The following is a 13,818-nucleotide window of genomic DNA, read 5'->3' as shown; positions in this document are numbered from 1 at the left end:
CTGGTAACTGATCAACGGCGTGGAAGGAATTGCAGTGGATCTACAGGCTTACCTTGACGGCGAATTTCAAAGTGAAGTTTCACCCGGTCTGTACCAGTTGACCCCATTTCGGCAATTGTCTGACCAACCTTGACCTGCTGCCCCTCCCGAACCAATAACCTACGGTTATGACCGTAGGCACTGACATAGGTATCGCTGTGCTTAATGATGACTAACTCGCCGTAGCCCCTCAATCCACTCCCGGCATAAACAACTGAGCCATCAGACGCAGCTAAAACAGGCTGTCCCAAATCCCCGGCGATATCAATACCTTTATTCAAACTACCGTTTGAAGAGAATTTACCGATCAAAATACCATTTGCAGGCCAGCCCCAGCCCTTGGGCGCGGGGCCTGCGGGTAGAGGCGCAGTGACCACAGGCGTCTTGGTCGTGGTCGCCGGGCGCTTGATCACAGTGGTCTTGCTCCCCGAAGAAGGCGAGGTAACGGTGGTGGCAACTGCCGCCGGTCGAGTGCCCGCACGGCCATCAAAACGGATGGTCTGACCCGGAACAATGGTGAACGGCGCACCAATATTGTTGCGTGCGGCCAATGCCTTCCAATCCCAACCGTAGCGAAACGCAATCGAGAATAGCGTATCGCCACGTCGCACAACGTACTGCCCGGTGGTCACCGCGGGACGTTGTGCCACACCGTTGCGATCAACGACCCGCACACCGTTTTTAGGCGTGCTGGAGCAGGCCGCCAACAAGGCGAGTGTGGCACTCAGGAATAGACCGACCACCAGTCTTTGATAGCTTTTGGTATTCATACGCTGCGCAATGACTGTGAGACTCACCCGCCGCTCCCTTTGATGGTGGCTAAATATTAGAAGGCCAGTGGCGGCCAAAAGTGGCGCAGTATAACTGGCAACATCGCTTTTACAGACAGTAAAGCTGAACTGTAAACGCGCCGTTTAAAACATAAACATCGCTGAGCAGAGCCTTGCCTCTGGGCTGTATGACCCTTACCCGGTCCTATAATTCAGCGCCTGCGAGCAAAGCCTCAGGCCAACGGCCCGTTGAGCAGCGGCACAAAACGCACATTGCCGATGACCCGACGCGCAAAGCCGTGTTCCTCACGCACGATCAGCATCAACTGCTGAACCTCGCCCGCACCCACAGGGATGACCAAACGCCCACCGGGAGCCAATTGATCGAGCAACGCCTGGGGCACATCAGTGGCGACCGCCGTTACGATAATACCGTTGTAAGGCGCCAAGGCCGGCCACCCTTCCCAGCCATCGCCCCAACGAAACACGACGTTGCGCAAGTTCAGTGCCAGTAAACGCTCTTTGGCCCGATCCTGAAGCACCTTGATGCGCTCAACCGAAAAAATCCGTTCAACCAACTGCGAAAGGACCGCTGTTTGATAACCAGAACCGGTGCCGATTTCCATGACCTTGTCCAGCGGGCCGTCTTCAAGCAACAACTCGCTCATGCGCGCAACCATGTAAGGCTGGGAGATGGTCTGGTTATTGCCAATCGGCAGCGCGGTGTCCTCGTAAGCACGGTGTGCCAGGGCTTCATCTACAAACAGATGGCGCGGTGTACGCCGGATGACCTCAAGCACATTGTGATTAACGATGCCCTCTTCACGCAGACGCTGAATCAACCGCTCCCGTGTCCGCTCCGAGGTCATGCCAATACCGCGATGCATCAGGCCATCCTGCTCACGCCCCATCAGTCCAGGCCCTCAAGCCAACCACTAAGGCCCTTGAAGCCGTCCGCGAATGTGCGGTCCAGTTGCAGTGGCGTGATCGACACATAACCTTGCATGAGCGCATGAAAATCAGTGCCCGGCCCTCCGTCCTCAACATCACCCGCGGCGGCAATCCAGTAACCGGCTTTGCCGCGCGGGTCGACCACATGGACCGGAGCCGCCGCCCGCGCCCGATGACCGAGGCGCGTGAGCTGAATGCCGCGGATTTTGTCCAAAGGCAAATTGGGAATATTCACGTTAAGTACGGTGCGCGGCGGCAGGTCCAGTTGCTCATGGGCCTGCACCAGCTTGCGTGCAAAATAGGCGGCCGTGGGCAGGTTGTCGACTTGGCGCGAGGCCAACGAAAACGCAAAGGAAGGTCGCTGCAAAAAACGCCCCTCCAAAGCCGCCGCCACCGTGCCGGAATACAGCACATCATCCCCCAGGTTGGCACCCAGATTAATCCCCGAAACCACCATGTCGGGTTGCGGGTCGAGCAAGCCGTGGATACCCAGATGCACACAATCGGTCGGCGTGCCGTTGATACTGACAAAGCCATTGGCGAGCGTGTGCGGATGCAACGGTCGATCCAGCGTCAGCGAACTGCTGGCGCCACTTTTATCCTGCTCGGGCGCAATCACCACGCACTCGGCATAATCGGCCAGCGCAGCGTGAAGCGCTGCAAGGCCCGGAGCGCTTACCCCATCATCGTTTGAAATCAGAATACGCATAGGCTGTCCGTTTGACCCAGCGGCACCAGATCAACAAGCTCGCGCACCAGAACAGTGGCAAAGCATCCGGCCGGCAGTACAAATTCCAGTTGCAGAATGTCAGACTCCGGATAATGCCACGTCAACCGGCCAATGGGCAGCCGCAGAATGCGTCGTTCATGGCTCATGCCTGCCCGAACCAGCCAATCACGCAGGGCGGCTTCGCGCTCGGCAATGGATTGTTCCAGGAGATGGGTTGCGCCTTGCGTGGGCGAGTCACCCTCCCCCCATAGCGGCCCCGTCGGGTGCAGGTCCAGAATCGCCAGGCGCGGATCACTGCATTCAGCCTCCCCGGCCGGGAAAAAACTGCGGCTGTCGGTGAACGCCAGCAGGTCGCCTACTTGGGCCTGCTGCCATGTACCATCGGCGACGCGTGCCGCCAGCACTTGGTTGAACAGGTAGCTGCGAGCTGTCGACAATAACCGCGAGCGCACATTGCGTTGTTCCGGCAATGCCTTGCGCGCGGCATAGTCGCGCGCTTCGCCCAGATTGCCGCCCTGCCAGCCAAACCGCTGCGTGCCAAAGTAATTGGGGATCCCCTGCTTGGCGATCCGTTCTAGACGCTGTTGCAGCGCGTCCTTGTCACCGGCCAATTGCGTCAAACGCAAGGTAAAACCGTTTGCCGCGTGCGCACCGCGCTGCAACTTACGTTTATGGCGCGAAGTCTTGAGAATTTTCAGCGTGTCATTTTCAGCACTCGACAGGTCCGGATCAGCTTTGCCCGGCAACTGCACGCTGAACCACTGACGGGTCAGCGCCTGACGATCCTTCAAGCCGGCGTAACTCACCGTACGCAGGGGCACCCCCGCCGCCTTGGCGATGCGGCGGGCAGCTTCTTCGGTATTCAGGCCACGTTTCTCAACCCACAACCATAAGTGCTCGCCATCACCGGACAACGGGATGTCCAGCACTTCGTCGACCTGAAAGTCTTCAGCCACGGCTTTGAGTACAGCGCGCCCCAAAGCGTCGCCATAAGCCCGTGGGCCGAGCAGATCAAAATCGTTCATGCGCGAACCAACAACGCAATGGCATGCACCGCGATACCTTCTTCACGACCGACAAACCCGAGCTTTTCGGTGGTAGTGGCTTTAACGTTCACTTGGTCCAAATCAACCTCAAGATCCGCAGCAATCAGCGCGCGCATCGTTTCAATATGCGGCGCCATTTTTGGCGCCTGAGCAATGATGGTGTTGTCGACATTGCCGACCTTCCAGCCTTTGGCGTGGATCAGGCCCACCACATGACGCAACAGCACGCGACTGTCCGCACCTTTGAAGGTCGGGTCGGTGTCCGGGAAATGCTTGCCGATATCGCCCAGCGCCGCGGCGCCGAGCAGCGCATCACTGAGCGCATGCAGCAGCACGTCGCCATCAGAATGGGCCAGCAAACCAAATTTATGTGGGATTCGCACACCGCCCAAGGTAATAAAATCGCCCTCAGCAAAACAGTGCACATCATAGCCGTGGCCAATACGCATAAAAAACGCCCCGATTAAGTCAGGGCGTGATTCTACCTACTTTGTCCCGCATTGGGCGCTATTAGGCGCATAGCACGTCGGCGTGATGACGCAAATGGTCGTCGATGAAACTGGCGATGAAGAAATAGCTATGGTCGTAACCCGGTTGCAGACGCAAGGTGAGCGGGTAATCGGCCAACTGCGCTGCTTTTTGCAACACCTCCGGCTTGAGTTGCACCGTCAAAAAGTCATCCCGATCACCTTGATCGATCAACAGCGGCAATCGTTCGCGCGCCTCACCCAGCAGCACGCTGGCGTCCCACTCACGCCAGCGCGAACGTTCCTCGCCCAAATAGTGAGTGAACGCTTTTTGTCCCCACGGGCAGTCCATCGGGTTGCTGATGGGGGCAAACGCCGAAACCGACTGATAGCGCCCCGGATTGCGCAATGCGCATACCAGCGCTCCGTGCCCACCCATTGAATGGCCACTGATGCCACGCTTTTGAGAGGCCGGAAAATGCGCTTCAACCAATGCAGGTAATTCCTGCACCACATAATCGTGCATCTGATAATGCTGCGCCCAGGGCTGCTGCGTGGCGTTCAGGTAAAAGCCGGCACCCAGCCCGAAGTCCCAAGCCCCGTTCGGGTCATCCGGCACGCCCTCGCCACGCGGGCTGGTATCGGGCGCCACAATGATCAGCCCCAACTCGGCGGCCATTTTCATTGCGCCCGCTTTGTGCATGAAGTTTTCATCAGTGCAGGTCAAACCCGACAGCCAATACAGCACAGGCAATTTGGCGCCGTGTTCAGCCTGAGGCGGCAAATACACGGCAAATACCATGTCGCAACCGAGCACATCAGAACGGTGCTTGTAACGTTTGTGCCAACCGCCAAAGCTTTTCTGGCAGGAAATATTTTCCAGTGTCATGGGAAAACTCCCGGTGGCCAGCCCCAAATACTTGAGGCTGACCCCTGTCGATTAGAAATGGATGACGGTGCGGATGCTTTTGCCTTCATGCATCAGGTCGAAAGCCTTATTGATATCTTCCAGGCCCATCGTGTGGGTGATGAACGTATCCAGCGGGATTTCGCCAGACTGCGCCATGTCGACATAGCTCGGCAGTTCGGTGCGACCGCGTACACCACCGAATGCCGAACCGCGCCAGACGCGACCAGTCACCAACTGGAATGGACGTGTCGAGATCTCTTGACCGGCACCGGCCACGCCGATGATCACAGACTCGCCCCAACCCTTGTGGCAGCTTTCCAACGCCGACCGCATCAATTGCACATTACCGATGCACTCGAAGGAGAAATCCACGCCGCCGTCCGTCATGTCGACAATCACGTCCTGAATCGGGCGATCGAAGTCTTTGGGGTTGACGCAATCAGTCGCACCCAATTGCTTGGCGATTTCAAACTTGGCCGGGTTAATGTCGATGGCAATGATGCGTGCAGCCTTGGCTTTCACCGCACCGATGACGGCTGACAAGCCAATGCCGCCCAGACCGAAGATGGCCACGGTGTCGCCGGGTTTGACCTTGGCCGTATTAAGCACCGCGCCGATCCCGGTGGTCACGCCACAGCCCAGCAGGCAGACTTTTTCCAGTGGCGCGTCTTTAGCAATCTTGGCCACCGAGATTTCTGGCAACACGGTGTACTCGGAGAACGTCGATGTCCCCATGTAGTGGAAAATTGGCTGCCCTTTGTAGGAGAAACGCGTAGTGCCATCAGGCATCAGACCTTTGCCCTGGGTCGAGCGAATCGCCTGACACAGATTGGTTTTCCCCGACAGGCAGAATTTGCACTGACGGCACTCCGGGGTGTACAGCGGGATGACGTGATCGCCGACAGCAACCGATGTCACGCCTTCGCCGATAGCTTCGACAATAGCGCCACCTTCGTGGCCCAAAATCGACGGAAAAATGCCTTCCGGGTCGGCGCCGGACAAGGTGTAGGCATCGGTATGACAAACGCCAGAAGCCACAACGCGCAGCAACACTTCGCCTGCTTTGGGCATGGCAACGTCCACTTCAACGATTTCCAGCGGTTTTTTGGCCTCAAAGGCTACGGCAGCACGTGACTTGATCATCAATCGTCTCCAGCAAAGTAAAAACAAGACATGCAGTGTAAATCAGCGCTGGCTGATTAATAATCCAGCCAAAAGCAAAACATTATTGCCAGACAGGGACAATCACTCATGACCGAGAACCGCTGGGAAGGTATAGACGAATTTGTCGCGGTCGCTGAGTGCGGTCAATTCACCGCTGCCGCTGAGCGACTCGGTGTGTCGTCGTCACACATCAGCCGTCAGGTCGCCCGGCTGGAAGAGCGCCTGCAAACACGTTTGTTTTATCGCAGTACGCGGCGCGTGACCCTGACAGAGGCCGGACAAACCTTTCTGCAACATTGCCAGCGCCTGCAAGACGGACGCGAAGAAGCGCTGCGCGCGATCGGCGATCTGGCCAGCGAACCCAAAGGGTTACTGCGCATGACCTGCGCCGTGGCCTACGGGGAGCGTTTTATCGTGCCGCTGGTGACGCGATACATGGCGCTTTATCCCCAACTGCGGGTGGACATCGAACTGAGCAACCGAGCTTTGGACCTGGTGCACGAAAGTCTCGATCTGGCCATTCGCCTGGGTCGCCTCCAGGATTCACGACTGGTTGCCACGCGACTGGCCCCACGACGCATGTATCTGTGTGGCTCGCCGTCCTATCTGGAACGTTATGGTCGCCCCCACAGCGTGTCTGAATTGAGTCGCCACAACTGCTTGATTGGCAGTTCAGATATGTGGCAATTGCAGCAAGACGGACGTGAATTTTCGCAACGCGTGCAAGGCAACTGGCGCTGCAACAGTGGACAGGCGGTATTGGATGCAGCGCTATTTGGCACGGGATTATGCCAACTGCCGGACTACTACGTGCTGGAACACCTGAAAACGGGGGCGCTGGTGTCACTGCTTGAAGCGCATCAACCGCCCAATACCGCCGTCTGGGCGCTGTATCCGCAACAACGGCACTTATCGCCCAAAGTCAGAAAATTGGTGGACTACTTGAAGGAAGGGTTGGCGCAGCGCGAGGAGTATTTGAGCTAGGCACTGCGCAAGGTTTCTGTAGTCGCTGTCGAGGTACGAAGACTGCGATAGATTGCGCAGCGATCGTACCTCGCCAGCCACTACGGGTGCGTGCGACCCCAACGCAAACGCAGCCATTCAAGGTCTTCAGGGCGAGTGACTTTGATGTTGTCCGAGCGCCCTTCGATCAAGCGCGGCGCAAGTCCGGCCCACTCCATCGCTGACGACTCATCGGTCACTGTGGCATCCGCCACCAGGCTATCGGCCAAGGCACGGTGCAACATGCCCAGGCGAAACATCTGCGGCGTGTACGCCTGCCAAATCAGGCTTCGATCAACCGTTTCCACCACGCGGCCGTTCTTATTGACACGCTTGAGCGTGTCCCGAGCGGGCACCGCCAGCAAACCGCCGACGGGATCATCAGCCAGTTCACTCAGCAATTTATCCAGGTCTTCGCGGGACAGGTTGGGCCGCGCAGCGTCGTGCACCAGCACCCAGTCATCGTCAGACGCGCCTTGTGCATGCAAGTGCAGCAGCGCATTGAGCACCGAGTCGGCACGTTCACGTCCGCCGTCAACCCGAACAATACGCGGGTCAGCCACGCACTGTAGGGACGGCCAGAAAGGATCATCACACGCCACACTGACCACCAGCCCCTTAAGGCCCGGATGGTCAAGGAAACAGCCAAGGCTGTGTTCGAGAATACTGCGCCCGCCCAACTGCAAATACTGTTTGGGACGGTCCGCGGCCATACGGGCTCCGACGCCCGCGGCAGGAATCACGGCCCAGAAGGCCGTAGTTGAAACACTCATTGAGCCAACTGGTAGAGGGTTTCGCCCTCTTTAACCATGCCCAATTCATGGCGAGCACGTTCTTCAACGGTCTCCATGCCTTTTTTCAGCTCAAGCACTTCCGCATCCAGTACGCGATTACGCTCCAGCAATATTTCGTTTTCAGCACGCTGATCGGCGATTTGCTGAGTCAGGTCGGTAACCTGCGCCAAACTGCCATTCCCCACCCACAGGCGATACTGTAGGCCAGCCAGCAGCAAGAGCAAGAGCAAGATAAGGAACAACCAATTGGGACTGCGCATCGAATATCAGGTATCCAGTGAAAAGACAGCCATGCCGACAAACATAAACAACGAATAGTACAAAGCCTGGACGAACCAGGCTTGTATACAGAAGCATCAGATTAGTGTCAAAAAACTCACAGTGGCGAATTTTCCGACACAACCTGCTGTTTTTTTACGCCAGACGCTTAACCGCGGAACTCGCCGCGACCGTTGTATTTGGCTTTTGCCCCCAACTGCTCTTCGATACGCAGCAATTGGTTGTACTTGGACACGCGATCCGAACGGCACAGAGAGCCGGTCTTGATCTGACCCGCCGATGTGCCCACGGCCAGGTCGGCAATGGTGGAGTCTTCGGTTTCGCCGGAACGGTGCGAGATCACAGCGGTGTAACCCGCCGCCTTGGCCATCTGGATGGCTTCCAGTGTTTCGGTCAGGGTGCCGATCTGGTTGAACTTGATCAGGATCGAGTTGGCGATCTTTTTATCGATGCCTTCTTTCAAGATTTTGGTATTGGTCACGAACAAATCGTCACCGACCAGCTGCACTTTCTCGCCGATCTTGTCGGTCAGAATTTTCCAGCCATCCCAGTCAGACTCGTCCAGGCCGTCTTCAATGGAGATGATCGGGTAGCGCTGAGTCAGGCCCTTCAGGTATTCAGCGAAGCCTTCGGAGTTGAAGACTTGACCTTCGCCCGACAGGTTGTATTTACCGTCTTCGTAGAATTCGCTGGCTGCGCAATCCAGTGCCAGGGTCACGTCGGTGCCCAAGGTATAACCGGCATTGGCGACTGCCTCGGAGATCACTTTCAGTGCATCTTCGTTAGAGGCCAGGTTGGGCGCGAAACCACCCTCGTCGCCCACTGCGGTGTTAAGGCCACGGGCCTTGAGCACAGCTTTGAGGTGATGGAAGATTTCGGTGCCCATGCGCAACGCGTCAGAGAAGGTCTTGGCGCCGACTGGCTGAACCATGAACTCTTGAATGTCGACGTTGTTATCGGCGTGCTCACCACCGTTGATGATGTTCATCATCGGAACCGGCATCGAGTAAACACCCGGTGTGCCGTTGAGGTTGGCGATGTGAGCGTACAGCGGCAGGTCCTGGTCCTGAGCAGCCGCCTTGGCAGCTGCCAACGAGACGGCCAGGATCGCGTTAGCACCTAGCGAGCCTTTGTTTTCAGTACCGTCCAGCGCGATCATCGCGTGGTCCAGTGCTTTTTGATCAACCGGGTCTTTACCCAGCAGCAAATCACGAATAGGGCCGTTAATGTTGGCAACGGCTTTCAGCACGCCTTTGCCCAAGTAACGGCTCTTGTCGCCATCACGCAACTCCAGTGCTTCACGGGAGCCGGTAGAAGCACCGGACGGCGCGCACGCGCTGCCGATGATGCCGTTGTCGAGAAGCACGTCCGCTTCCACAGTGGGATTGCCACGGGAGTCGAGAACTTCACGACCTTTGATGTCGACGATTTTTGCCATTGTTGTAAATACTCCAAAGTTGACGAAAACGACGCAGCTGAGGGAAATTTGGTCATCGCCGGCAAGGGTCGAGTAACAGGCAGCCTTGCGGACGATAAGGCTCGGACCCTGAGGCCCGAGAAATCGTGCGGTACTTTACCGGAGAATCGAGGGTTACGCGGTTTCTATTGCAGGAAAACTCTTAACCAACTCATCCAGCGACTTCAACTGGGCCAGGAACGGCTCCAGTTTGTCCAGACGCAAGGCGCAAGGGCCATCACATTTGGCGTTGTCCGGGTCCGGGTGCGCCTCAAGGAATAGGCCCGCCAGGCCCTGGCTGATACCGGCCTTGGCCAGGTCAGTGACCTGGGCACGGCGACCACCGGCTGAATCGGCACGACCACCAGGCATTTGCAGCGCGTGGGTCACGTCGAAAAAGACCGGGTATTCGAACTGTTTCATGATGCCGAAGCCCAGCATGTCGACCACAAGGTTGTTGTAGCCAAAGCTGGACCCACGTTCACAGAGAATCAACTGATCATTACCCGCTTCTTCGCACTTGCTCAGGATGTGTTTCATTTCCTGTGGAGCGAGGAACTGGGCTTTTTTGATGTTGATCACGGCGCCGGTTTTGGCCATGGCCACCACCAGATCGGTCTGGCGCGACAAGAACGCCGGCAATTGGATGATGTCGCAAACCTCGGCGACCACGGCTGCTTGCGCAGGCTCGTGGACGTCGGTAATCAGCGGCACACCAAAGGCTGCCTTGATGTCCTGGAAAATCCGCATGCCCTCTTCCAGGCCGGGGCCACGGTAAGAGCTGACAGAGGAGCGATTGGCCTTGTCGAAACTGGCCTTGAACACGTAAGGAATACCGAGTTTTTCGGTAACCCGCACGTACTCTTCGCACACCTGCATGGCCATATCACGGCTTTCCAGCACGTTCATGCCACCGAACAAGACCATTGGCTTGTCGTTTGCAATTTCGATATTGCCTACACGAATAATCTTTTGCGCCATGCTCAATTACGCCTTTTTCTCGTGTTGCATCAGTGCCGCTTTGACGAAACCGGTGAACAGTGGGTGGCCATCACGTGGCGTCGAGGTGAACTCCGGGTGGAACTGGCACGCGACGAACCAAGGATGATCCGGGGCTTCAACCACTTCTACCAGCGCGCCGTCGCCAGAACGACCGGTGACTTTCAAGCCCGCTTCCATCAACTGAGGCAGCAGGTTGTTGTTCACTTCGTAACGGTGACGGTGACGCTCAACGATTACGTCTTTGGCGTAGCAGTCGTGCACCTTGGAGCCGGCTGCAAGCTGGCAATCCTGCGCACCCAGACGCATGGTGCCGCCCAGATCCGAGGTTTCAGTACGGGTTTCAACAGCGCCCGTGGCGTCTTCCCACTCAGTGATCAAGCCGACAACCGGGTGGCCGCTGCTGCGATCGAACTCAGTGGAGTTGGCGTCTTTCCAGCCCAGCACATTACGTGCGAACTCGATAACCGCTACTTGCATGCCCAGGCAGATACCCAGGTAAGGCACCTTGTTTTCGCGTGCATATTGAACCGCCGTGATCTTGCCTTCGACGCCACGCAGACCGAAGCCGCCCGGAACCAGAATGGCATCACAGCCTTCAAGCAGTTCAGTGCCTTTGTTTTCGATGTCTTCGGAATCGATATAACGCAGGTTGACCTTGGTACGGTTGGAAATACCGGCGTGGCTCATCGCTTCAATCAGCGATTTGTACGCATCCAGCAGTTCCATGTACTTGCCGACCATTGCGATGGTCACTTCGTGCTCCGGATTAAGCTTGGCGTCGACCACTTTGTCCCATTCGGACAAGTCAGCGCTGTTGCATTCGAGGCCGAAACGCTCAATGACAAAATCATCCAGACCCTGAGCGTGCAGCATGCCCGGGATCTTGTAGATGGTGTCGGCGTCTTCCAGCGAAATCACCGCGCGTTCTTCAACGTTGGTGAACAGCGCGATCTTGCGACGCGAGGACACATCAACGTGGTGATCGGAGCGGCAGATCAGTACATCTGGCTGCAAGCCGATAGAACGCAGTTCTTTAACCGAGTGTTGCGTAGGTTTGGTTTTCGTTTCGCCAGCGGTGGCGATGTACGGAACCAGTGTCAGGTGCATCAGCATGGCGCGCTTGGCGCCTACTTCGATGCGCAGTTGACGGATAGCTTCGAGGAACGGTTGCGACTCAATGTCACCCACAGTGCCGCCAATCTCAACCATCGCTACGTCGGCATCGCCGGCGCCCTTGATGATTCGACGCTTGATTTCGTCAGTGATGTGCGGAATTACCTGGATAGTTGCCCCCAGGTAATCACCACGGCGCTCCTTGCGCAGAACGTGTTCGTAAACACGGCCCGTGGTGAAGTTGTTGTTCTGGGTCATGGTCGTGCGGATAAACCGCTCGTAGTGACCCAAGTCCAGGTCGGTCTCGGCGCCGTCGTGTGTGACGAACACTTCACCGTGCTGGAACGGGCTCATGGTGCCCGGATCAACGTTGATGTAGGGGTCCAGCTTCAGCATGGTGACCTTAAGTCCCCGCGCCTCCAGGATGGCTGCCAATGAAGCCGAGGCAATGCCTTTCCCCAATGAAGAAACAACACCGCCCGTGACGAAGATGTAGCGCGTCATGAAAAACCCTAGAAGTCTGCGTTAAAGCGGTCAGAGCCGCCGGGGAAAGCGAAGGAAGGCCGAAGCCCCCAATCACCAGCATTAGTCACAGTGCACCTTTCGAAAAACTGCTGCGTTGAAACAGACCGATGGCAACCATCGGTTCGATACAAGCCACACATTTTTTTAAAATCGCCCAGCAAAGACTGCTTGGTAATCGGCAGCTTCTGTAATTCCGGTGAATCTACAGAAGCTGTATCAAGAAGGGAGCGTAGTCTACCGGAAAGCCCCTTTCAGCTCAAACCTTGATCGCTTGAAGTTGGCAACCACTGCAATTGCCAGCGCCCACAGGGGCTGGAGTCCAGTCCACTGACGTTTGCCACGGCCAATAACTGCTCATTACAGTACACAAGCGGCAATCTGCCACGGGCGAAGAGCGGCACTCCCCGCTCGTTGAGCAAGCGTTTGAGATCACGACGGCCGCGTTGCGCCAACGTCATCACTTCGCCTCCCAAACGATAGTTCACCTGCAAGGGACCCTGCGGGGCATCTCCAATCAAACGTAACTGACCATTTCCAGGCAACGATAAAGGCGCTTCTGGATGCAGCCATTGGAGTGGCGCGCACGGGGATTGCAACCACTCGCCGGACAACCACCAGATTCGACCGCCCGCCCGATGCAGCTCGCCATCGGCCAGACGCCAGATCGGCTGGGCATCGTCACGCGCATCGCGCAAGACCTCCCAACCCGCCCAATGCTCGGTATCAGGCATACGACTCAAATGAGCCAGCCAATGACGCAAAGCATTGCGTTGGCGGGCAGGCGACAAACGGGCAATGGGCGCAAGCTCCAACGAAGGCAGGCCAAGCCATGCAAATGCGGTGGCGGTACGGGCGACACCCAAGTCCTGCCCGGCCAGTTCATCCAGCAAACCTTGCGCCTCGGCACAGTGTGCTGCGCTGCGCGCCAATGTCGCGGCAGCTTGCGGCCAGCGTCGGGTCAGGATCGGCAGCACTTCATGGCGCAAGTAATTGCGGGAAAAGTCGCTGTGCGCATTGGAAGGATCTTCAACCCAGTTCAAGCCATGGGCGTGCGCATAATTCTCAAGCGCTGTACGACTTACATCCAGCAGCGGTCGGCACATATCCCCGTCACCCAGACGGCGTTGACGCGGCATGCCCGTCAACCCACTCACACCTGCCCCGCGCAGCAAGCGAAACAGCACGGTTTCGGCCTGATCGTCACGGTGCTGGCCCGTCAGTAGCACTTCGTCAGCCTGGGTGAGCGCCGTAAACACCTGATAACGCGCCTCCCGCGCCGCGCGCTCGATACTGGGCCCTGCGCGCACCTGTACGCGAACAACCTGCAACGGCACGCCCAGCCCGTCACACAGCGCCTGGCAATGTGCTGGCCACGCGTCAGCGATTGCCTGTAAGCCATGATGAACATGGATCGCAGTCAGCGCAGGAAGTGCATGGGTTTTACGCAGTTGTACGAGAAGGTGCAGCAGAACAGTGGAGTCAAGGCCACCGGAGAGCGCGACATGCCAGGCCTTGGCCTTACGCCAGGGGTTGAGGGCATGCACAAGCAAAGCCGGGATGTCAGACATTA

Annotated in this window: 14 protein-coding genes; 1 reads left to right on the top strand and 13 read right to left on the bottom strand. The window is 57.3% G+C overall.

All coding sequences use genetic code 11. The features are described from left to right. Window positions 1-11: 11 nt before the first annotated feature. From TU86_RS05985 to TU86_RS05955, 7 genes are all read right to left on the bottom strand, one after another. Window positions 12-836, bottom strand: coding sequence for a peptidoglycan DD-metalloendopeptidase family protein (locus tag TU86_RS05985; RefSeq protein WP_048363380.1), 825 nt, complete (start codon window positions 834-836; stop codon window positions 12-14). A gap of 206 nt (window positions 837-1,042) precedes the next feature. Further along, window positions 1,043-1,678: a protein-L-isoaspartate(D-aspartate) O-methyltransferase gene (locus TU86_RS05980; protein ID WP_162207798.1), complete on the bottom strand. Its 636-nt coding sequence runs from the start codon at window positions 1,676-1,678 to the stop codon at window positions 1,043-1,045. Window positions 1,679-1,719: 41 nt separating this feature from the next. Further along, window positions 1,720-2,469: a 5'/3'-nucleotidase SurE gene (gene surE / locus TU86_RS05975; protein WP_048363378.1), complete on the bottom strand. Its 750-nt coding sequence runs from the start codon at window positions 2,467-2,469 to the stop codon at window positions 1,720-1,722. Further along, on the bottom strand, window positions 2,457-3,515 hold the full coding sequence (gene truD, locus TU86_RS05970) for a tRNA pseudouridine(13) synthase TruD (protein ID WP_048363377.1): 1,059 nt from the start codon (window positions 3,513-3,515) through the stop codon (window positions 2,457-2,459). The genes surE and truD overlap by 13 nt, the downstream gene beginning before the upstream one ends. Next, on the bottom strand, window positions 3,512-3,985 hold the full coding sequence (ispF, locus tag TU86_RS05965; RefSeq protein WP_048363376.1) for a 2-C-methyl-D-erythritol 2,4-cyclodiphosphate synthase: 474 nt from the start codon (window positions 3,983-3,985) through the stop codon (window positions 3,512-3,514). Before ispF ends, truD begins: the two co-directional genes overlap by 4 nt. A gap of 61 nt (window positions 3,986-4,046) precedes the next feature. After that, window positions 4,047-4,892, bottom strand: a complete 846-nt coding sequence (fghA, locus tag TU86_RS05960) for an S-formylglutathione hydrolase (protein ID WP_048363375.1) — start codon at window positions 4,890-4,892, stop codon at window positions 4,047-4,049. Between the two features lie 51 nt (window positions 4,893-4,943). Beyond that, window positions 4,944-6,056 carry an S-(hydroxymethyl)glutathione dehydrogenase/class III alcohol dehydrogenase gene (locus tag TU86_RS05955; RefSeq protein ID WP_048363374.1) on the bottom strand — a complete coding sequence of 371 codons (1,113 nt, stop codon included), beginning with the start codon at window positions 6,054-6,056 and terminating at the stop codon, window positions 4,944-4,946. Between the two features lie 108 nt (window positions 6,057-6,164). Between TU86_RS05955 and TU86_RS05950 the strand changes: the two genes are divergently transcribed. Then, window positions 6,165-7,061, top strand: a complete 897-nt coding sequence (locus tag TU86_RS05950) for a LysR family transcriptional regulator (protein ID WP_048363373.1) — start codon at window positions 6,165-6,167, stop codon at window positions 7,059-7,061. 80 nt (window positions 7,062-7,141) lie between these two features. On the opposite strand, the gene ispD is transcribed toward TU86_RS05950, so the two are convergent. The 6 genes from ispD to tilS all read right to left on the bottom strand — a co-directional run bounded on the left by ispD (window position 7,142) and on the right by tilS (window position 13,816). Continuing rightward, window positions 7,142-7,852 (bottom strand): 2-C-methyl-D-erythritol 4-phosphate cytidylyltransferase, encoded by a 711-nt coding sequence (gene ispD, locus TU86_RS05945; protein ID WP_048363372.1) that lies wholly within the window; start codon window positions 7,850-7,852, stop codon window positions 7,142-7,144. Continuing rightward, the gene (gene ftsB, locus TU86_RS05940) at window positions 7,849-8,133 is read right to left on the bottom strand and encodes a cell division protein FtsB (protein WP_048363371.1); all 285 of its coding nucleotides are present in this window, start codon (window positions 8,131-8,133) and stop codon (window positions 7,849-7,851) included. The genes ispD and ftsB overlap by 4 nt, the downstream gene beginning before the upstream one ends. A 167-nt stretch (window positions 8,134-8,300) precedes the next feature. Beyond that, window positions 8,301-9,590: a phosphopyruvate hydratase gene (gene eno / locus TU86_RS05935; protein ID WP_048363370.1), complete on the bottom strand. Its 1,290-nt coding sequence runs from the start codon at window positions 9,588-9,590 to the stop codon at window positions 8,301-8,303. A gap of 153 nt (window positions 9,591-9,743) precedes the next feature. Then, window positions 9,744-10,589 carry a 3-deoxy-8-phosphooctulonate synthase gene (gene kdsA / locus TU86_RS05930; protein WP_048363369.1) on the bottom strand — a complete coding sequence of 282 codons (846 nt, stop codon included), beginning with the start codon at window positions 10,587-10,589 and terminating at the stop codon, window positions 9,744-9,746. 6 nt (window positions 10,590-10,595) lie between these two features. Beyond that, on the bottom strand, window positions 10,596-12,227 hold the full coding sequence (locus TU86_RS05925) for a CTP synthase (RefSeq protein WP_048363368.1): 1,632 nt from the start codon (window positions 12,225-12,227) through the stop codon (window positions 10,596-10,598). A 272-nt stretch (window positions 12,228-12,499) separates the two neighbouring features. Continuing rightward, complete coding sequence (gene tilS, locus TU86_RS05920) at window positions 12,500-13,816, bottom strand: tRNA lysidine(34) synthetase TilS (RefSeq protein WP_048363367.1); 1,317 nt, start codon at window positions 13,814-13,816, stop codon at window positions 12,500-12,502. Window positions 13,817-13,818 lie beyond the last annotated feature (2 nt).

Origin of the sequence: Pseudomonas weihenstephanensis (assembly GCF_001043055.1) — a bacterium.
GTDB classification, from domain to species: Bacteria; Pseudomonadota; Gammaproteobacteria; order Pseudomonadales; family Pseudomonadaceae; genus Aquipseudomonas; species Aquipseudomonas weihenstephanensis.
The sequence above is the reverse complement of the archived record's forward strand: the minus strand, read 5'-3'. Positions and strand labels throughout refer to the sequence as shown.

What these genes read in the sequence shown, in the direction of transcription:
- TU86_RS05980 (WP_162207798.1), bottom strand. Translation starts at nt 1,678, where the DNA reads ATGACCTCGGAGCGGACACGGGAGCGGTTGATTCAGCGTCTGCGTGAA.
- fghA (WP_048363375.1), bottom strand. Translation starts at nt 4,892, where the DNA reads ATGACACTGGAAAATATTTCCTGCCAGAAAAGCTTTGGCGGTTGGCAC.
- TU86_RS05955 (WP_048363374.1), bottom strand. Translation starts at nt 6,056, where the DNA reads ATGATCAAGTCACGTGCTGCCGTAGCCTTTGAGGCCAAAAAACCGCTG.
- eno (WP_048363370.1), bottom strand. Translation starts at nt 9,590, where the DNA reads ATGGCAAAAATCGTCGACATCAAAGGTCGTGAAGTTCTCGACTCCCGT.
- truD (WP_048363377.1), bottom strand. Translation starts at nt 3,515, where the DNA reads ATGAACGATTTTGATCTGCTCGGCCCACGGGCTTATGGCGACGCTTTG.
- ispD (WP_048363372.1), bottom strand. Translation starts at nt 7,852, where the DNA reads ATGAGTGTTTCAACTACGGCCTTCTGGGCCGTGATTCCTGCCGCGGGC.
- TU86_RS05925 (WP_048363368.1), bottom strand. Translation starts at nt 12,227, where the DNA reads ATGACGCGCTACATCTTCGTCACGGGCGGTGTTGTTTCTTCATTGGGG.
- ispF (WP_048363376.1), bottom strand. Translation starts at nt 3,985, where the DNA reads ATGCGTATTGGCCACGGCTATGATGTGCACTGTTTTGCTGAGGGCGAT.
- kdsA (WP_048363369.1), bottom strand. Translation starts at nt 10,589, where the DNA reads ATGGCGCAAAAGATTATTCGTGTAGGCAATATCGAAATTGCAAACGAC.
- tilS (WP_048363367.1), bottom strand. Translation starts at nt 13,816, where the DNA reads ATGTCTGACATCCCGGCTTTGCTTGTGCATGCCCTCAACCCCTGGCGT.
- TU86_RS05950 (WP_048363373.1), top strand. Translation starts at nt 6,165, where the DNA reads ATGACCGAGAACCGCTGGGAAGGTATAGACGAATTTGTCGCGGTCGCT.
- ftsB (WP_048363371.1), bottom strand. Translation starts at nt 8,133, where the DNA reads ATGCGCAGTCCCAATTGGTTGTTCCTTATCTTGCTCTTGCTCTTGCTG.
- surE (WP_048363378.1), bottom strand. Translation starts at nt 2,469, where the DNA reads ATGCGTATTCTGATTTCAAACGATGATGGGGTAAGCGCTCCGGGCCTT.